The sequence below is a fragment of the Acinetobacter sp. YH12152 genome (assembly GCF_013418285.1).
In the GTDB taxonomy this organism is placed as follows: domain Bacteria; phylum Pseudomonadota; class Gammaproteobacteria; order Pseudomonadales; family Moraxellaceae; genus Acinetobacter; species Acinetobacter amyesii.
In genome coordinates this window covers 54,057-75,949 of the sequence record NZ_VPCH01000008.1, presented here as the reverse complement: position 1 = coordinate 75,949, position 21,893 = coordinate 54,057, and the positions used below count along the sequence as shown (strand labels likewise).

Below are 21,893 nucleotides of genomic sequence, written 5' to 3'. Positions count from 1 at the left end.
GGTAGGTGTGAATTTAAAACATCCCTCGCAATACTCAGTTTAGGTGAGTATCACCCATAACAAATGACAATGAATGGTAGAAGGAATCGCACCATGGCTTTTAAAAATATTGCAGATCAAACAAACGGTTTTTACATCCCTTGTGTTTCACTTTTTGGCCCCGGCTGTGCTAAAGAAATTGGTGCAAAGGCACAAAATCTTGGCGCAAAGAAAGCGCTTATCGTGACCGATGCCGGTCTTTACAAATTTGGTGTAGCAGATACGATTGCCGCATATTTAACTGAAGCTGGCGTAGAAAGTCACATCTTTCCGGGCGCAGAACCCAACCCAACTGACACCAACGTGCATAGCGGTGTAGATGCCTACAATGACAATGGCTGTGATTTTATTGTCTCTCTCGGCGGCGGCTCTTCTCATGACTGTGCCAAAGGCATTGGCTTAGTGACTGCGGGTGGTGGCCATATTCGTGACTATGAAGGCATCGATAAAAGCACAGTCCCAATGACTCCGCTGATTGCGATTAATACCACTGCTGGTACAGCATCTGAAATGACCCGTTTCTGTATCATTACCAATACTGAAACCCATGTAAAAATGGCCATTGTCGATTGGCGTTGTACCCCTCTTATCGCCATTGATGACCCGAAGCTGATGATTGCGAAACCTGCGGCATTAACTGCTGCAACTGGTATGGATGCCTTAACGCATGCCGTTGAAGCTTATGTATCAACTGCTGCAAACCCAATTACCGATGCTTGTGCTGAAAAGGCCATTGCAATGATCAGTGAATGGCTCAGCTCTGCCGTAGCCAATGGCGAAAACCTAGAAGCTCGTGATGCGATGAGCTATGCACAGTACTTAGCAGGAATGGCTTTTAACAATGCCTCTTTAGGTTATGTCCACGCGATGGCGCACCAACTTGGCGGCTTCTACAACTTGCCACATGGCGTATGTAATGCCGTGCTGTTACCACACGTTTGCGAATTTAACCTGATCGCCTGCCCTGACCGCTATGCACGTATCGCACAGCTCATGGGTGTGCCAACCGACGGTTTAACGGTGACTGAAGCGGCTTATGCAGCGATTGCAGCAATCCGTGAACTGTCTGCTTCGATTGGCATTCCATCAAGCCTTTCTGAACTCGGTGTGAAAGAACAAGACCTCAGCATCATGTCTGAAAATGCGCAAAAAGATGCCTGCATGCTAACCAATCCACGTAAAGCGAATCATGCTCAAGTGGTTGATATTTTCAAGGCAGCGCTTAAAGCCAATGCTTCTGTGGTCGACTTCAAAGCGGCTGTTTAAGTTAAGCCCTCAAAGGTCTTCATGTTTAAGTGACCTAAGTGCCTACATTACCCTTTGAGTCTGGTGATGTAGGCTCAACTGAATCCATTTCACTTTTTATTTCAGGGAAGCGACTCTAGATTGGTCGTTTTCATACTGAGGTCACTCTTTTTTAGTTCGCATAACAGCATCGATTATTCATTTGACAAAAGCTTATGGCTCATCAAGGATAAAGCATAATGTCCAATAATATTGATGAGTATAATAATGAGCCATTCACATATTCATTATCAGCCTGACATTTTGGGCGCAGGCTATGAACAAGCCACGCTGACCTTCCCGGATGATTATGAAGGCCCTGTGGTTGCCACACTGGTTCGCAAAAAAGCAGCGGCCCCCACCTCCAAAGCGGTGCTCTATATCCATGGCTTTATCGATTATTTTTTCCAAACCGAAATGGCGGAACGCTTTAATCAGCACGGTTTCGACTTTTATGCCTTGGATTTAAGAAAATATGGCCGCTCCATCCGCCCGCATCAAAAATACTATAATGTGCATGAACTATCTGAATACGATGCCGAAATAGATCAAGCCCTAACGATCATTGCAGATGAAGGTCACGATGCCTTACTGCTTTGTGGTCATTCAACGGGTGGCTTAACCACCACCTTGTATGCGGCGCATCATCAAAATCATCCTTTAATTCAAGCCCTTTGGGTCAATAGCCCATTTTATGATTTCAACATGAATCCAGTGAAACGCGCACTGGGTATTCCACAGCTGAGTAAATTGGCAAAAACCTTTCCCAATTTAAAATTTCCAAGTGAACTGAATAAGTGGTACACCGCCAGCTTACACCGCGAACTCAAGGGTGAATGGGACTTCAATTTAGACTGGAAAAAGACCCGCTATCCAATGGTGTATTTAAGTTTCGTGCGGACAATTTATGAGGCTCAAAAAGAGATTCATCGAGGTATCAGCCTAGATGTACCGGTCTTGGTCATGCACTCGCATCAAACTAAAAATCCCAAAAAATGGGGTAAAGCAGCGCAGACCAGTGATGTGATTTTAGGAGTAAAAGACATCCAAAAATATGCCAAGAAAATTCAGGGCGATGTCACCATTCAAAGCATTCACAATGGCTTGCATGATTTAGTGCTTTCGGAAAAAACCGCGCGTGAACAAGTCTATACCCAGCTCTTTGAATGGCTGGCCAATAAAGGCCTTTAATAGCCTGAATGACGTTGCGACTTACTGTTTTAATTTCAACAAGGTCTGATGTACGGGATGTGATCTCGGCATCAGCTCGATCAGGCGTTCAACGGCATCAATGGCTTCAGGGAAACGCGCGACATGTTTGAGCAGAACATCCGTTTCTTTGGCATTAAAAATCGCTTGGCTCAATCGTGACTCAAGACAATCACGCCATGCCCCTAAAAAAGGACTTTCGGTTTTGGCCAAGAAAACCCCTGAACATAGTTTTAATGCAGAGTCGAGATAACCTGCATCTAAGGCTTGTTCGGCTTGTAAAAAATCCGCTTCGACTTGCGCCAATAAACGGTAGGGACGTGAGCCTAACATGCCGCCCAAAATATCACGTAGCTGAGACATTTCCGCTTTTAAAGTCCCGACGCTCACCTTGCGTTCACCATATAGAGCTTGATGTAAGGTATCTAAGGTCATGCCTTGCGGACATAGCGCCAAGATGGTCAAAATTTCTATTTGCCGCGGGGTCAGCACCATCACTTTGCCATTAAATAACACTTGCGGCACAGCAAAGGCCCGAATATACAAATGCTGTTTTTGAAAATCGAGTAAAGCCGATTGAATAATCGAAGCGCAGCGTTCAGCCGCAAGTAGCCCTAAACTATTGTGGTTTTTCCACACGGTGGATAAATCAACCACGCCCAAAATTTGCTGCGTATGTGGATCGATAATCGGTGCTGCATAGCAGACCCATTCATGTACTGATGGCATGTAATGTTCATTTGAAAACACACAACTCGACTGTTGGGTTTTTAAAGACAACGCTAATGCATTGGTGCCGACCAATTCTTCGCGCCATTGCCCACCTGCAATAAAATGCACACTTTCCGCAGCACTTTGCATTTGCCGACTCGACGCACTCCAAATAATCGTGCTCCCTACATCGCCCACGGCAAGTACCATCGACGACTGTTCGGCAATGTGTTTTAAATCTTCGGCACAATGTTGCAAGGCATGATGCAATGCCGACTGTTGTTGACTTTGAGGGCTTAAATTTACCAAAGGCGCAGCACTCCGATTTTCCGGAATTTCTGCCTGCGCCGATCGCTGCCAAGAACTCGCAATGCTCTCATTCAATTGCGAGGTTTGCTGCTTTGACAGACTCATGCCCTGTCTTAACCGTTCGACATTCTGTCGTTTTTCAGATAAATCCTTCTGTATCATCATTCATTATTCTCACAACAATTCATGACTAAAAATCCATTTCCCGGCTTTTGTTTTTAAGACTGAAAAAAAATATTGTAAACCTTCTTGTCTCCAACCTTTTTCCAACCTTATACAGGCTATGCTAATCAAATAATGTACAAAAGTACCTTATACCAAAGCTGTAGATTGCCACAGATGGGCAGCCCAACAAGATCATAATAAACAAGCAAAGGAAAATTCATATGCGTTATGTCGATCCTAATCAACCCGGTTCAAAAGTTCAGTTTAAAGCTCAGTATGAAAACCTGATTGGTGGCCAATGGGTCGCGCCAGTGAAAGGTGAATACTTTGAAAATATCTCCCCTGTAGACGGTAAAGTTTTTACCAAAGTGCCACGTTCTTCTGCTGAAGATATTGAATTGGCTTTGGATGCAGCGCATAAAGCCAAAGCCCAATGGAACGCCTCTTCCCCAACCACACGCTCAAATATTTTATTAAAAATTGCCGATCGACTTGAAGAAAACCTAGAGCTCCTTGCGGTCGCAGAAACCTGGGACAACGGTAAACCGATTCGTGAAACCTTAGCCGCTGATATTCCACTTTGTATCGATCACTTCCGTTATTTTGCCGGCTGTATCCGTGCCCAAGAAGGCGGCATTTCTGAAATTGATGAAAATACCATTGCTTACCATTTCCATGAACCACTTGGTGTGGTCGGTCAAATTATTCCGTGGAATTTCCCAATCTTGATGGCGGCTTGGAAACTTGCTCCAGCATTGGCTGCGGGAAACTGCATCGTATTGAAACCTGCGGAGCAAACGCCTGTCAGCATCTTGGTCTTGGCTGAACTCATTCAAGACCTACTCCCACCGGGCGTGCTGAATATTGTGAATGGTTATGGTGTTGAAGTCGGTCGTCCATTGGCGACCAATCCACGCATCTCAAAAATCGCCTTCACAGGTTCAACCGCTGTCGGTCAAATGATCATGCAATATGCGACTGAAAATATCATTCCTGTGACTTTAGAACTTGGTGGAAAATCACCAAATATCTTCTTTGAAGACATCATGGACAAAGACGATGAGTTCTTAGATAAAACACTCGAAGGTTTTGCCATGTTTGCGCTCAACCAAGGTGAAATTTGTACATGTCCTTCACGTGCATTGGTACAAGAAAGCATTGCAGATCGATTCTTGGAAATGGCTGTCGAACGTGTCAAACGTATTAAGACGGGTCATCCACTCGATACCGATACCATGATTGGTGCACAGGCATCGCAAGAGCAGCAAGACAAAATTTTAGGCTGTATCGCGACAGGTAAAAATGAAGGTGCACAGCTGATTACTGGTGGTGACCCACGAAATGAAGTCGGTACAGGTTTCTATATTGAGCCAACGATTTTTAAAGGCACCAATGACATGAAGATTTTCCAAGAAGAAATCTTCGGCCCTGTGCTTTCAGTAGCAACCTTTAAAGACTTTGATGATGCCATTAAAATTGCCAATGACACGATTTATGGTCTAGGTGCAGGGGTTTGGTCGCGTTCAGCGCATACTTCATATCGTGCGGGTCGTGCTATTCAGGCGGGCCGTGTATGGACCAACTGTTATCATATCTACCCTGCACACGCAGCATTCGGTGGCTACAAAAAATCAGGGATCGGCCGGGAAAACCACAAAATGATGCTTGATCATTATCAACAAACCAAAAACTTGTTGGTGAGCTATGACACCAAACCAATGGGCTTCTTCTAAGCAGCGTTGAACAATACATGAGATAAAAAGCGAACTTCGGTTCGCTTTTTTGTTAGAAGCCTCTTCAATGAATTCATTAAAATTTCTTTTAAAAAGCTGCAAATTTTCTTATGCTTGCTAAACAAATAACTTTATTAATTAAAAATATTTAAATAGCTATGAAATATTGTGTCTCCTGTGGAGAAAAAGCATTAGTACAACATCACTTTTGTAGTGCCTGTGGTCATTCATTTGGTGATCAAGTGTCAGACAAACCTAAGCAAGCACGTTATCCCGCATTTGTGCCCAACCAAGATGATATTTCGACCTATGAACATCATCTCAAATACTTAAACAAATTAAGCTCTTTCCAAAGCAAAGTATTCTATCTTTTCTTCTTTGGTGCTTTCGCGGTCATGTTTTTTACTTTCACAAGTGTATTTTCAGGTTGGGCGTCTGTTTCCAAAGCATTTGAATCTATATGGCTATTTCCTTTTTGTATCATCAGTTGTATTGCCATAAAATTTACAAGTTTGGACTATTGGCTTGCTAAACAAATTTATGGTCGAAATTATCGTTATAAAGACAATGGATTAAGACTCGTTTACCAAGAGCTACCAAGCGCTAAAAATCATAAAGATGAATTTATCTGTATTTTTTGCGGCAATAAACGATTCTTTCGTAAAGGTATTTATGCAAGCGATTCATGCACCGTAAATTGCACCAAATGTCAGCATTATTTATATACGGAATAAAGCTTAAGTTTTTTAAGTTAGTACCCCAAAAATAAGACTCAATACAAATGAAAGCTGAGTAAAAGTAGATGTAAGTAAGACAATCAGCCATGATCCATTCTATAATTTTACTTACATCTACAATAACTTCTGCATTCCCGTCCTAAAACTGGTGCTCATATTCAGTAGCATTCACTCAAGTATTCGTCCAATTAGGCTGATCGTGATGAAGCCTGTAAAGCCGCCTCAACAAAATGTAAATGATCAACACCCCAATATAACTCATCATCGACAAACCAACTTGGCGCCCCAAACACACCTCGTGCAATGGCTTCTTCGGTAATAACTTTAAGCTCAGACTTTACTTTTTCATCTTCAAGCCATGATTTAACTTGCTCTACCTCCAATCCAAGCTCCTGCATCAATTGAATTAATTCATTGAGATCATTTAAATTGCGTGGCTGACCAAACATCGCGTTAAAAATACCCATCAGTACATTGAGAAATACTTCAGGCTGAAATAATTGGACTGCGGTAATCAAACGCATCAACTGCAAAGTATTGATCGGAAAATACGGATTCATCTGTACGGGTATCTGCCATAACTTTCCCCAACGTTGAAGATCAATCATGGAATAACGTGCCTTCGCAGGTACCGCCATTGGGCTACTATTGCCTGTGGCTTTAAACACTCCACCGAGTAGCATCGGCTTCCAAATCAGCTCGGCTTGATACTGCTGCGCAATCTGTTGAATGCGATGAAAACCGATATAGCTATATGGACTGCCGACATCAAAATAAAATTCAATGACTTTCATTTTTTTCGTCCTTTTTTTGCTTGTTTGTCCTAATATTTTTAAATCAGTGCTTACCAGCGTTCCATCCACGGTCGCAGATCTAATTCATGCGTCCATGCATCTCGTGGTTGCTGTGAGAGATGCCAATAATTTTCTGCAATATGTACTGGATTTAAAATACCATCTTGCTCTTTTTTAGCATAAAGATCAGGGAATGTATCTTTGATAAAATCGGTATCAATCGCCCCATCAACCACCACATGCGCCACATGAATATTTCTAGGCCCAAGTTCACGCGCCATGCTTTGTGCCAAGGCACGAAGCGCATGTTTTGCGCCAGCAAAAGCGGCAAAGCCTGCGGCACCACGAACCCCAGCCGTCGCACCCGTAAAAATAATTGTGCCAGATTCACGGCTCACCATGCGCTTCGCCACTTCCCGACCCGTTAAAAATGCCGAGAAACATGCCATTTCCCAAATCTTGAAATATTTACGTGCGGTTTCTTCCAAAATACTACATGGCACATTGGCACCAATATTAAAGACCATGACCTCAATCGGGCCAATGTTTGATTCAATGTGCTCGATGAGTTCAATCACTTGCTCTTCTTTTCGAGCATCCGAACCAAAGCCAAAAGCAGTCCCTCCCTGTGCTTGAATTTCAGCAATTAAGGGCTGTAATTTGTCGACATTACGCCGCGTCATACATGCGGTATAACCACCACAAGCAAAGCGTTTGGCAATTTCACCACCGGTGGCATCTCCTGCACCAATGATCAATGCCACACCTTTGACAGGCTTAGATATATGATTATTTTCCATGACGATCTCCTCGTGCTGGATAGTTTTTATATTCCATGTGCGATCAATTTTATTGAATAACGATCGTTACTATAACGAATACTATGTTATGATTAATTTATCGTCAATCATAATTTTTTAGGGTCATGCACATGCGCTATAAACCCGAATACAAACAACAAAAACGACAAGAATTGCTCAACATTACGGGGCAAATTGCGAAAAAAAATGGCTTTGCTGCAACAGGTGTTGACAGCTTAATGAAAGCTGCAGGTGTCACTAGTGGCGCATTCTATTCACATTTTTCGTCAAAACAGGATTTACTCAAAGCATTGGTTGAATATGAATTGCAGCAAAGCTTTAACATGTGGCAAAGCAACCCGCATCATAATGCAGCCGACTGGATTAATTTTGAATTAGACCGTTACTTAACCCCTTCCCACCTTGAACATCCTGAACAAGGCTGTGTTTTGCCGACACTTGCGACCGAAGTAGCTCGTGCAGATGACACGATTAAACAGGCCTATGAAAAGGAATTACTGCGCGGTCATGCTTTATTTAGCGCACATTTGGCGAGTGAAGAAAAAGCTTGGGCCATGATGTCCCAATTGGTCGGTGCGGTTTTAATTGCACGGGCAATGCATGATCCCGAATTACAAAAAAGCATTTTGCAGGCCAATAAAATGGTCATTCAAGATTATTTGGCCGCGCACTCAGCTGCATAAGTGACGATTATTTTATGTGATCCTTCATGTAGTTATACGATTAAACACTTCCGATAAACTGTCAGCTCCCTTTGGCTTAATTATTCAATATCCGTATAAGGTTGCCAATTTTTATGCTTTTCAATCGCTTAAAGATTGGGCATAAATGGCACAATTCAAATAAAGTCCTCTTTTCAAGGTTCTGACGACTGTGTATAACAATGAGCCATTAAAGGAAAATGATAAGCATAGGCAAAGAACGCAAAAAAACGTTAGACTATGCAACAATCAATGCAAGTAAATGTCATTCGATACAAACAAAAAGGTGAAGATTGATGCCGCTCAATACTGTTGAAGAGCTCGTAGCTGATATTCGTGCAGGTAAAATGGTCATCCTGATGGATGATGAAGATCGTGAAAATGAAGGCGACCTTGTCATCGCTGCGACCCACGTACGCCCTGAAGATATCAACTTCATGATTACGCATGCGCGTGGTCTTGTATGCTTAACCTTAAGTAAAGAGCGTTGCCAGCAGTTAAATTTACCTTTAATGGTCGATGCAAACGGTGCACAGCACGGTACAAACTTCACATTGTCGATTGAAGCAGCAAATGGCATTTCAACAGGTATTTCTCCTGCTGAACGTGCGCACACCATTCAAACAGCGGTGGCTGCACATGCTAAACCGGCTGATATCGTACAGCCAGGCCATATTTTCCCGCTGATGGCACAGCCTGGTGGTGTCCTTCACCGTGCCGGTCATACTGAAGCAGGCTGTGATTTATCGCGTTTAGCCGGCCTAGAACCCGCATCTGTGATTTGTGAAATCATCAATGAAGACGGCACTATGGCGCGTCGCCCAGATCTTGAAGTCTTTGCTGAAAAGCATGGCTTAAAAATGGGCACGATTGCGGACTTAATTCACTACCGCATGACCAATGAGCAAACCGTTGAGCGCATTGATCAACAAACTTTAGATACTGAATACGGTACTTTTGAATTGTTCCGTTACCGTGAAATTGGTAACCCAGACATTCATTTGGCACTGGTTAAAGGCGAACCGAAACAAGGGGTAACCACAGTCCGTGTACATGGTTTCAGCCCGGTTCGTGACTTATTAAAACTCAATAAACAAGATGGTGCTCCGGCGTGGAATCTCGATAAAGCACTCAAAGAAATCGCATCCAGCGATCGTGGTGTTTTAGTGTGGATCGGTCAGCGTCATTTACAGGACTTAGGCCCTGCTTTAGAAAATTTAACTGCACCGAAAAATGTTAAATCCAATGCGGCACTGTCTCAGCAGTATCAAACCATTGGTGTGGGTGCACAAATTTTACGTGATTTAGGCGTGGAAAAAATGAAGCTACTCAGCTCTCCACTACGCTTTAATGCACTATCAGGTTTTAACTTAGAAGTGGTGGAATACATCACCGCAAATCAAACATCAGAGAAATAATCGAGGTTGCTATGGCAGTTCGCCGTATTGAAGGTATGTTACATCTCGCGAACGAAGACCGTTATGCGATTTTAGTTGGTCGTTTTAATAGCTTTGTTGTTGAACATTTGCTAGAAGGTGCCGTTGATACATTGAAACGTCATGGCGTATCAGAGGATAATATCACTGTTGTTCATGCACCGGGTGCTTGGGAACTTCCTGTGGTTGCAAAAAAACTTGCAGCTTCAGATCGTTTCGATGCCATCATCGCGCTTGGCGCAGTGATTCGTGGTAGCACGCCTCACTTCGATTTTGTTGCTGGCGAATGTGCCAAAGGTTTAGGCGTTGTTGGTCTAGACACTGGCTTACCAGTAATTAATGGTGTATTGACTACGGATAGTATTGAACAAGCGATTGAACGCTCAGGTACAAAAGCAGGCAATAAAGGTAGTGAAGCTGCCTTGACTGCTATTGAAATGGTTAACTTGTTAAAGGCTATTTAACGCTATGTCGCAAACACTTCAAGCAACTTATGCAGCAAAACGTAAAGCACGTCGCTTTGCTGTACAAGGAATTTATGAATGGCAAATGAGCCGTAATCCTGTCCATGAGATTGAAGCACGTACACGTGTGGATAATGCCATGCACAAGGTCGACCTCGGCTATTACCACGAGTTATTGACCGAGGTTGTTGCCAATCATGAAGCATTGGATGCGCTTTTAATCCCTGTGCTCGATCGTGAAGTGGACGCTTTAGATGGTGTTGAACTTGCAACACTTCGTCTTGGTGCATATGAACTCAAAGAACATCTTGAGATTCCATATCGCGTCGTGTTAGATGAAGCGATCGAGTTAGCTAAACATTTTGGCGGTGCAGACAGCCACAAATACATCAATGGTGTATTGGATCGTTTAGCGACTACATTGCGTGCAGCAGAAAAACAACAAGCTAATTAATTTTTTAAGTAGTACGTTGTATGGCTGAGTTCTCGATCATTGATACCTATTTTAATCGTCAGAATATTAATTCTGTCGATTTAGGGGTCGGTGATGACTCAGCCTTGCTCACCCCTCCTCCACAGCAACAATTGGTCATCTGTGCCGATACACTGGTTGCTGGGCGTCACTTTCCCCTCGACACAAACTCACATGCCATCGGCTGGAAATCTGTTGCCGTCAATCTCTCTGACATTGCTGCAATGGGTGCCAAACCACACAGTATTTTATTGGCATTGAGCCTACCCCAAATTGATCATGACTGGCTCAAAGGCTTTAGTCAGGGTTTATATAATTGTTGCGATCAATTTGGTGTGAGTTTAATTGGTGGTGATACCACACAAAGTCCTCATCTGACGATTTCAGTCACAGCCCTCGGCTGGGTTGAATCGGGACAAGCCGTCCCGCGTTCAGGTGCCCAAATCGGTGATTATATCTGCGTCAGCGGACAAGTCGGTGATGCTGCATTTGGCTTAAACCATTTAGGTCATCGCTTACAGCACCGTTTAGATTATCCCACACCCCGTTGCTTATTAGGCCAACAGCTCAAAGGCTTAGCCAACAGTATGATTGATGTCTCTGATGGGCTCGCACAAGATTTAGGACATATCCTCGCTGCTTCACACGTCGGTGCAGAAATTGAATTAGATCAACTTCCTATCGATCCCGATGTAAAACAATTACAACAAGAAAAGCAGTGGCAATACGCCCTCGCGGGTGGAGATGACTATGAGTTATGCTTTACAATAAGTCCGCAGAATTATAAAAAACTTCTGCAACTAAAATTAGATGTAAACATTAGTAAAATCGGTCAAATCACCCCTAATTTGGGAATCCGTTATAACAACCACGGTGTTGACCAAGTCATAAAATTTAAGGGATACCAGCATTTTGCATAAGCCAGCCATTAACTTTAAATCCATGTCTTGGTTTAACCGAGTCATCGCCTTTTGTGGCGTGGGATTTGGCTCGGGTCTTGCACCCAAAGCACCGGGTACCTTTGGCTCTGCTTTTGCTTTGTTGTTTATTCCAGGTTGGCTTGCAATCGGCTTTTTCAACTCCATTATAGTCATGATCCTCATGTCGATTATTGGGATCTATATTTGTGGTCAAACCGCCAAAGTCATGGGTGTCCATGACGATGGCCGCATCGTATGGGATGAATTTGCCGGTCAGTCCATTACCTTCCTCCCGATTTTATATCTTGGGCAAATGAGCTGGACTTGGGCATTGATTGGTTTTGCTTTATTCCGTTTATTTGATGTCTGGAAACCGTGGCCTATTCGTGTCATTGACCGTCAAGTCGGTGGTGGCTTTGGCATCATGTTTGACGACATAATTGCGGGTCTTTGGGCCGCGCTTTGCATCTGTATTTATTTTTATATTTTGTCTATGTAATAGAAACACCTAGGATTAAACATGTCTACTAGCGTTATTATTCTTGCTGCAGGTAAAGGGACACGTATGCGTTCTCGTTTACCCAAAGTATTACAACCCCTCGCAGGACAACCTCTACTCGGCCATGTCATCAACACTGCGAAAAAACTAAATGCAGAAGAAATAATTACCATTTATGGGCATGGCGGTGAATTGGTTCAAAACGCGTTTGCACATGAAAATGTCAAATGGGTTGAACAAGCAGAACAATTGGGTACAGGCCATGCAGTCAAAGTGACTCTGCCTGTCCTAGCAAAAACTGGGATTTCTTTGATTCTCTCAGGTGATGTGCCTTGTATCACTGAAGCAACATTACAAAAACTATTAGATGCATCTGCTCAAACAGGTATTGGCTTAGTAACCCTAACGGTTAATGATGCGACAGGTTATGGTCGTATTGTACGTGAAAATGGCAAAATTCAAGCCATTGTTGAACACAAAGATGCCTCTGAAGAACAACGTAAAATCAAAGAATTTAATACCGGTATTTATGCAGTAAGTAATGCCAAATTACATGAATGGTTGCCAAAATTAAGCAACAACAATGCGCAAGGTGAATATTACCTGACCGATATCGTTGCTATGGCAATTGCTGACGGTCTCGAAGTGGCATCTGTTGAGCCAGAACGCGCTTTCGAAGTGGAAGGTGTCAATAACCGCGTACAATTGGCTGCACTTGAACGTGAATTTCAAGCATTCCAAGCTAAACAACTGATGCAACAAGGCGTTCACCTGATTGATCCTGCACGTTTCGACTTACGTGGTACATTGACTGTTGGTCAAGATGTCCGTATCGATATCAACGTGATTATTGAAGGTGATGTTGAACTCGGTGATAACGTAGAAATTGGTGCAGGTTGTATCATTAAAAACACCAAGATTGCGGCAGGTACTAAAGTTCAACCATATAGCGTTTTTGACAGCGCCATTGTTGGTGAAGACGCTCAAATCGGTCCATTTGCACGTTTACGCCCAGGCGCAAAATTGGCCAATGAAGTGCATATTGGTAACTTTGTTGAAGTTAAAAATACCACTGTCGGCTTAGGCTCAAAAGCCAACCACTTTACCTATTTAGGTGATGCAGAAGTCGGTGCAGGTTCAAACATTGGCGCAGGCACCATTACCTGCAACTATGATGGCGCAAACAAATTTAAAACCATTATTGGTGACTCAGCCTTCATCGGCTCAAATAGCTCATTAGTCGCTCCTGTCACTATTGGTCATGGTGCAACAGTGGGTGCTGGCTCAACCATTACACATGACGTGGCAGACAATAGCCTAGCGGTAGAACGTTCGAAGCAATTTGCCAAAGAAAACTATCAACGTCCCCAAAAATTGAAGAAATAAGAGGATTAAATTATGTGCGGTATTGTCGGTGGCGTTGCAGAACGTAGTATTACCAATATTTTAATTGAAGGCTTAAAGCGTCTTGAATATCGTGGCTATGACTCTGCGGGTTTAGCGCTGATTAATAAAGGCCATGTTCTACGTGAACGTCGCGTAGGTAAAGTTGCAAATCTTGAACAAGCCGTTGAAGAAGCAGATATCGCAGGTTCGGTCGGTATTGCACATACGCGCTGGGCAACCCATGGTAAACCGACTGAAAATAATGCCCATCCGCATATTTCAGGCAATGTGGCTGTTGTTCATAACGGCATTATTGAAAACTATCAAGAGCTTAAAGATGATCTTGAAGCGCTTGGTTATGTCTTTACATCACAAACAGATACAGAAGTTGTTGCACATTTAGTCAATGACGCTTTAAAAAGCACCCCGAGTCTTTTAGAAGCAGTTAAAAGTGTCGTGCCTCAACTCAAAGGTGCTTATGCACTGGGTATCGTACATACCGACCATCCTGATGAATTAATCACGGTGCGTGAAGGTTCACCTCTTGTGATTGGTGTCGGTATTGGCGAGAACTTTATTAGCTCGGATCAATTGGCACTTTTACCGATTACCAACCGTTTTATCTACCTTGAAGAAGGTGATATTGCACGTTTGACACGTAATACCATTGAAGTATTCGTCGAGGGTAAATTGGTGAATCGTCCAATCAAAGAGCTTGATGCGACTGTAAGCAATGCTTCAAAAGGTGAATATAAACACTATATGCTCAAAGAAATTTATGAGCAGCCTGAAGCGATTAAACAAACGATTTCACAAGCCTTAAATGGTAATGCGCTTCGTGATGATTTCCTGGCCAATGCAGCACAAGATTTCAGCCAAATTCAACAAGTGCAAATCATCGCTTGTGGTACTAGCTACCATGCCGGCATGATTGCCAAATATTGGTTTGAACAACTGATTGACGTGCCTTGCCAAGTCGAAATTGCCAGTGAATTCCGTTATCGCTCGCCTGTGATTGTGAATAACACACTGTATGTTTGTATTTCTCAATCAGGTGAAACAGCCGATACTTTAGCTGCACTGCGTGATACACAAAAGCGTGCAGCAGCGAAAAGCTTGAATATCACCACCATGACTATTTGCAACGTGGCAACCTCGTCGATGGTCCGTGAAACCAACTACAGTTTGTTGACGCTCGCAGGCCCTGAAATTGGTGTTGCTTCGACCAAAGCATTTACCACACAGCTTGCGGCACTGATGCTATTGGTATTGAAAATTGGTCAAATTAAGCAAAGCATTTCAACTGACCGTGTTTCTGAAATTATTGCAGCGCTTTGGCATACACCAAAAGTGATTTTAGATACTTTACAAAATAATGCTGAGATTCTACGTCTATCAGAATTATTTGTTGAAAAAAATCACTGTCTATTCTTGGGTCGTGGAACTGAGTTCCCTATCGCCCTTGAAGGTGCTTTGAAACTCAAAGAGATTTCATACATCCATGCTGAAGGTTATGCGGCTGGTGAGTTAAAACATGGTCCATTGGCACTGGTTGATAATGATATGCCTGTGGTGATTCTTGCTCCACAAGATGACATGTTGGATAAACTCAAATCGAATATGGAAGAAGTGCAAGCGCGTGGTGGTGAATTGTTTGTTTTTGCAGATGAAAACAGCGGCATCAAAGCGAAAGATCGTCAACACGTGGTTTATGTGCCAAGTGTGAATGAAATCTTGTCACCAATCGTATACAGCGTACCCGTGCAATTACTCTCATACCATGTTGCAGTGCTGCGTGGAACAGATGTCGATCAGCCACGTAACTTGGCAAAATCAGTGACGGTGGAATAATAATTTTTGATCAAGGGCTGGAATTGTGTTCGTATAATTAAGTTTGTACCAAATAATTAAGTTTAGATTTAATTATTTAAGTTTGGATATTAATGAAGTAAACGAATAACCCCCCACCCTGTAGAACCAGTGATTCTTCACCAAGTCTACAGGGTTTTTAATATAATTAAATTCAAATTAGAGTCAAACCAGAAATATAAAATTATTACTAATATATTCAATTAGATAAATATATAAAAATCTCACCCTAGATTCAAAAAGCATTCCTTTTTGACCTCACCTTGAAAAAATTTCATTTTTATTTAAAGTATGCTTCGCCTTTCTGCGCAAGAATTCGCATTTTAAATGCGGAAGAATATTATGCAAACTTAATTTCATCTAGAATTAAAGATAGTAAATATTAATACAAACTTAATTTTAAAAATAAAAAACAATGAATAAGATATATCAACAACTTAAGATAAAAAATAAAACAAACTTAATTAAATTACCATAATTAGACGCAGTATTTGGTCATAAAGCAAAATAAGGGATAAGGAACTATGTGCAAACTCTGAATAAGTCTATTAGCTATTCCTGTTACTAGCAGCCCACCTTATTTAAAATGAGGTATTTCATTCACTGGATATATTAATGTTAATGGATTTGATGTTAATGAGATAAAGCCAAACCGCTGATAAAACTCCATAGCTTTTTGATCCTTAGCATGTATTACAACAAAATTTACGCCAATAATTTGAGCAACTTTTGAAACTTGTTTAAGAGCATGTGCTAAAAGTACTTTTCCAACTCCTTGCCCCTGTGCTGCTTGATCAACGGCAAAGCGACCCACAACCACACAAGGTAAGGGATAACGAGGTAATCGTTTAGTGAGAACAGCATCAACCCCATCAAATCCTATAGAGGTACTTGATAGACAATAAAATCCCCTCACCTGTGCATCATCAATAGCAACATAGGTTTTACTTGTTCCTGATTTCTGATGTTGGGATGCGTATTGTTTTATGAACTTATTTAAATCATCTTGCCCACAATTAAATGATTTTTTCTGATGATGGGCTTGTAAAACCTCAATTTTCATCCAATAAACTCATTAAATTTTTCATCTCTTCATTTGCAGGGCGTGGATTTTCAAGCAAATTCATTAACATATCACGATCAGCATTATTTACTTTTAACTCGTGATTAGATTTAAGTAATTCTTTTGCTCGTTCAAATGAGGATTGGATCATAAAGGAACTCACACTAAGACCCAATAAATTCGCAGCTTGCTCAATTACATTCTTTGCATCTACGGTTGAACGAACATTGATTCGTTCTGTTGCTAAGTTAGCCATATTTTCCACCAATTTGTACATCATAATGATGTACAAATTATAGCAGATTAAGGTAGTACTTTAAGATCCAAATTTACATATTTTGTTCTAAAATATTTGGAATAGAAAATAAGCATTTTACTATGAACCAGAATGAATGGTCGGGTTTGAGTCTGAATATGCAATTGGTTTACATAAGAATATGCAACGATGTTTACTAAGATGTAATTTGAATACTTTTGCCTATCATCAACGTTTTTTTAAACTCATTAATTGAGTATTAAAATACCATATTAATTATTAAGTTGCTGAATTAAATAAATAATTAAATAAAAATTATAAAATTTTGTTTGTATATAAATATATTTAAGTTTGTATGTTTTTGCTAAATACAAAATTAACCCGCTTCAGATATGATTAATTATCCACCAAAACCCACAGGTCTTCTGTATGGCAAAAATTATAAAAAACTATGAAGAACTAGTAACAGAAGGGTATGGCCAGGGCCATGGACGCGATTATAAACCTTGTAAAACTGTTCAAAACTTCAGTTCAATTGGTCGCTCTCACAGAGTACAAGGCCGTGTCAGTAAACGTCTTCATCACTTATTTTCTGATCTAGAGCTATCTACCTTTTTACTGCTTGACTGGAATCAGAACGTTACAGATATTCGCGAGCATTATCCTTTGGATATCTATGATCTTAACTCCATCTGTTCTCGTTTCCGAATGAAAAAAGTGTCGATTGACTATATACCTTTTACCCTATCTTCAGATTTTTTAGTTGATTTTGGTAAGTTTTCTATAGCCCTTGACACTCTTTACAGCAAAGATCTGAATAAAGCTCATGTTATTGAGTCATTAGAAATTAAACGTCGCTACTGGGAAGAAGAGCACAATACGCCGTTCAAGTTGATTACTGAAAAAGACATTCCTGCTACGGTACTAGAGAACATTAAATGGTTGTATGTAGAAAAAAATGACCTTGAAATAACAAATCACATGATCGATCTAGCAGTTTATTTTATGGAAGAAATTAGCCAGTACCCTCAAAGCTCATTAATCCAATTTTGTAAGCATTTTGACCAAACTCAAAAAATGGGTATCGGAGCGACGCTCGCATTGTTTAGAAAATTATTTGCACTGCGAATACTTCAATTTAATCTAGAAATTTCGTACTTGGAGCTTAAACTCTCTGATATTCATGCAAGTAATTTGCTCCAGAATGAGAATACAGTCCATGCAACTAATTAATTCAGTTTACATCTTGAATTCAACACAATACCGAATACTCAAATTCTTACCGCAGTATACGGTATGGATTGCGATTGATAATAAAAATGCTTTTCCTGAACTCATTTTGTCTAAGGAACTTCAAACTCTCTCAGATGATCAAAGCCTGATACCAGCGCAAGATCCTTATGAATACTTAAAACGATTAAACTTGAGTGAAGATTCTATTCAACTCAAAAAAAGAGATGAAAACTTTTTAATTATTCAAGATTTAATTAATGATGAACAAGTTCTTATCAATGCAAAAATCAGGACTGCAAAAATTAAAACTCTACATCTAGAGAAAGAAGTATCAATTAATAAAATTCTACGACTCCTAAGACGCTACTGGCAGCGTGGTCAAACGATAAATGCTTTGGTACCGGACTATGAAAACTCAGGTGGAAAAGGCCAAAAAAGAACGATAGGTGATAAAAAAATTGGCAGACCACGCATCTATGAATCAAATGAAGGTAAGAATGTTACTGAACAGGTTGAATTATATTTTAAGAAAGCCATCGAAGAGTATTTAGTTCCTGTCAAAAAACAATCCATTAACGAAACTTATCTTCGGTTTAAAAATTTATTTTCCAAGCACTTTCATCAAGTGCAAGCTGGAGATATTCCAACGTATGCTCAATTCTACTACTTTTATAATACGCGATATAGAAATAAGAACAATTCCAAGGAAATTCTGAAGAATCAGAAAACCCTGAAAGATCACAAACCTCTGACTTCAACAGCGACCAAGCAAGCAAATGGTCCTGGTGCACGTTATGAGATAGATTCAACAGTCGCTGACATCTATCTAGTATCATCACGAGATCCATCACAGATTATTGGCCGACCTACCGTATATATTGTTATCGATGTATTCAGCAGGATGATTACTGGACTTTATGTCGGTATGGAAAACAGTTCATTTAACACAGCTATACAATGCCTCAGCGTTGCAATCCAAGATAAAGTGACATTCTGTCAGAGTTATGGCTTGCAAATACAACCAGAAGACTGGCCTATTTATGGTTTACCTGGTGCCATACTTGCAGACCGCGGTGAACTAATTGGCTATCAAATTGAACTTCTTGAAAAAAACTTTTCTGTTCGTATTGAAAATGCGCCACCGTATCGAAGCGATGCCAAAGGTATTGTGGAGAGGGCTTTTGGAATCATTCAGTCACGCTTTAAATCCTACGAGAATATTGGTGTTGTTTCTGGATTCAAGGAAAAAAAGAAAGGCGGACATGATTATCGACTAGAAGCTTGTCTAACTCTGGAAGAGTTCAGAAAAATCATCTTAAGCTGCGTCTTGTTACGCAATAATTTTGATATTTTGACGAAATACGATCGTAGTGCCGATATGCCGACTGACCTGCCTTCTACCCCCCTTAAGCTCTGGCAGTGGGGTCTACAGCACCGTACTGGGATGTTGAGACAAGTGGATAACAAATCACTATATGTTGGCTTGCTACCTAGGATCGATGCATCCTTAAGTGATAAAGGACTTAAAGTCAAAGGATTAGTCTATCAATGTTTGGAAATGCATCAACAAGGCTGGTTTATTCGTAACACGACCAAATCCCGCCCGAAAAAGTTGCGGATTGGTTTTGACCCATACTCAGTAAATACCATTTATGTTTTCTTTGATGAAAATAAATTGGAATACTGGGAAGCCCACTTAAGTGATGCCTCACGTCAATATCAGCATCTGACCTGGTGGGAAGCTGAACAAATTCAAAAAGCGATCAAAACTGTTGAAAAACAGCATTCGCAACTAAAGTCTGTAGCCATCAGTGAATTGCAGGATTTTACTGACAAAATCATTCATGCAGCACAGAGTCGGCAGGCTCAAGTAGGAGTACACCAACTTTCTAAAGCACAACGTACTCGGGATATCCGTCAGAATAAACAAGAAGCTATCCAAGTGGAACGTGCGGAACATCTCCAGAACAGACCCAGCAATTCTATCCAGACTATCAATCCCAACCAAGACAATTCTCAAATATCCCAATCTGACAGCAGCAATCTGGATTTAACCAGTCAACCAGACTTAATGAGACAATTATTTGAAGAGGACGATGAAGAATGAATAATAATGAAATAGTAGTTAATACATCGATACAAGACATCTATGGGGATAATCCTCTCATTACTAAATTACCGCCTATCCTTGATACAAAGTCAGTCATTAAACACCTACGGGGAAAACTGAAATTTATTCCAGAACAACGTTTCTTACCCCAACCAGAAAGAATCCATCTGATTGCTCAGCTGCCTCATGATTTTTTTCAACCACTGACCAAACATCTATCACTGGAACAAAAAATTTCTATCATGATCCGGCAAGGTTACGTGAGTAGAAACATCAATAATGGTGATAGACAAAGGCATTTACACGCCGCTTTTCAACAACTTGAACCATCAAATGAAAGTTCTTACCGATATGCACCTCCAGAATCAACTGCGACCAGCATGTCAATTATAGGATGCTCAGGAAGCGGCAAAACAACGACGATGAACAAGATTTTGCGTTATTACCCGCAAGTGATTGAGCATAAAGAGCTAGGATTAAAACAAATTGTTTTCCTTAAAATTGATTGCCCGCATGACAGCTCTTTAAAAAACTTATGTTCAAACTTTTTTAGAGCAGTAGATTTAGCATTAGGAGATACTAACTTTGAGCATCGTTTCACCAGAAGCCGCTTAAATGTGAATGCAATGCTGCAACAGATGAAAATTATCGCAAATAATTATTCTATTGGACTTCTGATCATTGATGAAATCCAGCATTTGAATACAAAAAAATCTGGCGGGGCTGAGATCATTCTTAATTTCTTTGTCACGCTGGTGAATGTGGCATCGATCCCTATCGTGATGATTGGGACACCTAAAGCGAATGAAATCCTGCAAGAAGACTTAAGGTCAGCTAGACGCAGTGCAGGATTAGGCTCTTTAATCTGGGAACCTATGCGAAATGAAGCGCCTATTCCCGATCCTGGCGACCCTGATCAAATGATCATTTCTGAATGGTATGCCTTTACCAACAAGCTGTGGCAATATCAATGGATTCAACAACCAGCTGAACTGACCGATGAATTAAGAAACACTTGGTATTATTATACGCAGGGCATTCCAGATTTAGTGGTTAAGCTGTTCTGTCTGGTACAAATTCACGCCATCACCATCGGCCTGGAAAAAATCACCTCAGAATTATTTAAAAAGGTCTATGAAGAACAATTACAGCCAGTCCACGACATTTTAGATGCACTGCGTTCAGGCAATCCCGCACGTATTGCACGGTATTCTGACCTAACCATCCCTCAAGTTCAAATTGAAGAATATGTTGAAAAACAACGTTTTAAATCTGAATTAAAAATGGAAAAACAGCATAAAGATTTAGGACCGCATTATTCTACCCTCATTGGTATGCTGACAGCCTTTGGTCACCCGGCTGCTACAATAGATCTGCATGTCACTTCTGCATTAAAAAAATATCCAAACGAGAACTTACAGGTACTACTCCAGCATATTCTGGAAGTATTAGACGGCTCTGTAGCAAAAGATAAATTGGACCAGCCTCAGACCACAACTTCGGTAAGAAAACCAAGAACATCACGCAAAGTCATGAAAGCAGAAGAATGGAAGAGCACTGAAGCCAATGACTTACGGAATTTTTTCAGTCAAGCACAAGAAAAGGAAGTAGATGTTTATGAGCTATTAAAATCATCTCACTATTTGTTTGATCCCACCTCTCCTGTGTTGCATTAAACAAAA

20 protein-coding genes are annotated in these 21,893 nt (G+C 41.0%); 15 read left to right on the top strand and 5 right to left on the bottom strand.

Going from position 1 to position 21,893, the window contains the following annotated elements; all coding sequences use genetic code 11:
* Positions 1–93 precede the first annotated feature (93 nt).
* Together FTU83_RS04565 and FTU83_RS04560 are read left to right on the top strand one after the other, a co-directional pair.
* Entirely contained in the window at positions 94–1,305 is a 1,212-nt protein-coding gene (locus FTU83_RS04565) for an iron-containing alcohol dehydrogenase (RefSeq protein WP_180105739.1), read from the top strand.
* A gap of 246 nt (positions 1,306–1,551) precedes the next feature.
* Positions 1,552–2,514, top strand: coding sequence for an alpha/beta hydrolase (locus tag FTU83_RS04560; protein WP_180105740.1), 963 nt, complete (start codon positions 1,552–1,554; stop codon positions 2,512–2,514).
* A gap of 21 nt (positions 2,515–2,535) precedes the next feature.
* Here FTU83_RS04560 and FTU83_RS04555 read toward each other — a convergent pair whose 3' ends face one another.
* Positions 2,536–3,717, bottom strand: a complete 1,182-nt coding sequence (locus FTU83_RS04555; protein WP_078191528.1) for a transcriptional regulator — start codon at positions 3,715–3,717, stop codon at positions 2,536–2,538.
* Between the two features lie 221 nt (positions 3,718–3,938).
* Between FTU83_RS04555 and FTU83_RS04550 the strand changes: the two genes are divergently transcribed.
* Together FTU83_RS04550 and FTU83_RS04545 are read left to right on the top strand one after the other, a co-directional pair.
* Positions 3,939–5,450, top strand: a complete 1,512-nt coding sequence (locus FTU83_RS04550; protein ID WP_078194071.1) for an aldehyde dehydrogenase family protein — start codon at positions 3,939–3,941, stop codon at positions 5,448–5,450.
* 242 nt (positions 5,451–5,692) lie between these two features.
* Positions 5,693–6,184, top strand: a complete 492-nt coding sequence (locus FTU83_RS04545) for a hypothetical protein (RefSeq protein ID WP_180024783.1) — start codon at positions 5,693–5,695, stop codon at positions 6,182–6,184.
* A gap of 191 nt (positions 6,185–6,375) precedes the next feature.
* Here FTU83_RS04545 and FTU83_RS04540 read toward each other — a convergent pair whose 3' ends face one another.
* The gene (locus tag FTU83_RS04540; RefSeq protein WP_180105741.1) at positions 6,376–6,981 is read right to left on the bottom strand and encodes a 2-hydroxychromene-2-carboxylate isomerase; all 606 of its coding nucleotides are present in this window, start codon (positions 6,979–6,981) and stop codon (positions 6,376–6,378) included.
* Between the two features lie 50 nt (positions 6,982–7,031).
* Entirely contained in the window at positions 7,032–7,781 is a 750-nt protein-coding gene (locus tag FTU83_RS04535; protein WP_180105742.1) for an SDR family oxidoreductase, read from the bottom strand.
* A 131-nt stretch (positions 7,782–7,912) separates the two neighbouring features.
* Here FTU83_RS04535 and FTU83_RS04530 point away from each other — a divergent pair, with 131 nt between their 5' ends.
* The 8 genes from FTU83_RS04530 to glmS all read left to right on the top strand — a co-directional run bounded on the left by FTU83_RS04530 (position 7,913) and on the right by glmS (position 15,531).
* Entirely contained in the window at positions 7,913–8,485 is a 573-nt protein-coding gene (locus FTU83_RS04530; protein WP_180105743.1) for a TetR/AcrR family transcriptional regulator, read from the top strand.
* Between the two features lie 314 nt (positions 8,486–8,799).
* The gene (gene ribBA, locus FTU83_RS04525; protein WP_078191533.1) at positions 8,800–9,921 is read left to right on the top strand and encodes a bifunctional 3,4-dihydroxy-2-butanone-4-phosphate synthase/GTP cyclohydrolase II; all 1,122 of its coding nucleotides are present in this window, start codon (positions 8,800–8,802) and stop codon (positions 9,919–9,921) included.
* Positions 9,922–9,932: 11 nt separating this feature from the next.
* Positions 9,933–10,403, top strand: coding sequence for a 6,7-dimethyl-8-ribityllumazine synthase (gene ribE, locus FTU83_RS04520; protein WP_067765591.1), 471 nt, complete (start codon positions 9,933–9,935; stop codon positions 10,401–10,403).
* A gap of 4 nt (positions 10,404–10,407) precedes the next feature.
* Positions 10,408–10,857 (top strand): transcription antitermination factor NusB, encoded by a 450-nt coding sequence (nusB, locus tag FTU83_RS04515; RefSeq protein ID WP_078191534.1) that lies wholly within the window; start codon positions 10,408–10,410, stop codon positions 10,855–10,857.
* 20 nt (positions 10,858–10,877) lie between these two features.
* A complete protein-coding gene (gene thiL, locus FTU83_RS04510) occupies positions 10,878–11,795 on the top strand; it encodes a thiamine-phosphate kinase (RefSeq protein ID WP_180105744.1) in 918 nt (305 codons plus the stop codon).
* 22 nt (positions 11,796–11,817) lie between these two features.
* The gene (locus tag FTU83_RS04505) at positions 11,818–12,294 is read left to right on the top strand and encodes a phosphatidylglycerophosphatase A (RefSeq protein ID WP_180003656.1); all 477 of its coding nucleotides are present in this window, start codon (positions 11,818–11,820) and stop codon (positions 12,292–12,294) included.
* Between the two features lie 21 nt (positions 12,295–12,315).
* A complete protein-coding gene (gene glmU, locus FTU83_RS04500; RefSeq protein ID WP_180105745.1) occupies positions 12,316–13,680 on the top strand; it encodes a bifunctional UDP-N-acetylglucosamine diphosphorylase/glucosamine-1-phosphate N-acetyltransferase GlmU in 1,365 nt (454 codons plus the stop codon).
* 12 nt (positions 13,681–13,692) lie between these two features.
* Positions 13,693–15,531 (top strand): glutamine--fructose-6-phosphate transaminase (isomerizing), encoded by a 1,839-nt coding sequence (glmS, locus tag FTU83_RS04495; protein WP_180105746.1) that lies wholly within the window; start codon positions 13,693–13,695, stop codon positions 15,529–15,531.
* A 595-nt stretch (positions 15,532–16,126) separates the two neighbouring features.
* On the opposite strand, the gene FTU83_RS04490 is transcribed toward glmS, so the two are convergent.
* Positions 16,127–16,612 carry a GNAT family N-acetyltransferase gene (locus tag FTU83_RS04490; RefSeq protein ID WP_180003567.1) on the bottom strand — a complete coding sequence of 162 codons (486 nt, stop codon included), beginning with the start codon at positions 16,610–16,612 and terminating at the stop codon, positions 16,127–16,129.
* Positions 16,602–16,868 carry a DUF1778 domain-containing protein gene (locus FTU83_RS04485; RefSeq protein ID WP_180003568.1) on the bottom strand — a complete coding sequence of 89 codons (267 nt, stop codon included), beginning with the start codon at positions 16,866–16,868 and terminating at the stop codon, positions 16,602–16,604. Before FTU83_RS04485 ends, FTU83_RS04490 begins: the two co-directional genes overlap by 11 nt.
* A gap of 429 nt (positions 16,869–17,297) precedes the next feature.
* On the opposite strand from FTU83_RS04485, the gene FTU83_RS04480 reads away from it, so the two are divergent.
* Genes FTU83_RS04480 through FTU83_RS04470 form a run of 3 tightly spaced genes read left to right on the top strand, consistent with a single transcriptional unit; the run spans position 17,298 to position 21,887 of the window.
* A complete protein-coding gene (locus tag FTU83_RS04480) occupies positions 17,298–18,101 on the top strand; it encodes a TnsA endonuclease C-terminal domain-containing protein (RefSeq protein ID WP_180003570.1) in 804 nt (267 codons plus the stop codon).
* Positions 18,088–20,208: a Mu transposase C-terminal domain-containing protein gene (locus FTU83_RS04475; protein ID WP_180033628.1), complete on the top strand. Its 2,121-nt coding sequence runs from the start codon at positions 18,088–18,090 to the stop codon at positions 20,206–20,208. The genes FTU83_RS04480 and FTU83_RS04475 overlap by 14 nt, the downstream gene beginning before the upstream one ends.
* Positions 20,205–21,887, top strand: a complete 1,683-nt coding sequence (locus FTU83_RS04470; RefSeq protein WP_180091953.1) for an AAA family ATPase — start codon at positions 20,205–20,207, stop codon at positions 21,885–21,887. Before FTU83_RS04475 ends, FTU83_RS04470 begins: the two co-directional genes overlap by 4 nt.
* The last annotated feature ends 6 nt before the right edge of the window (positions 21,888–21,893 follow it).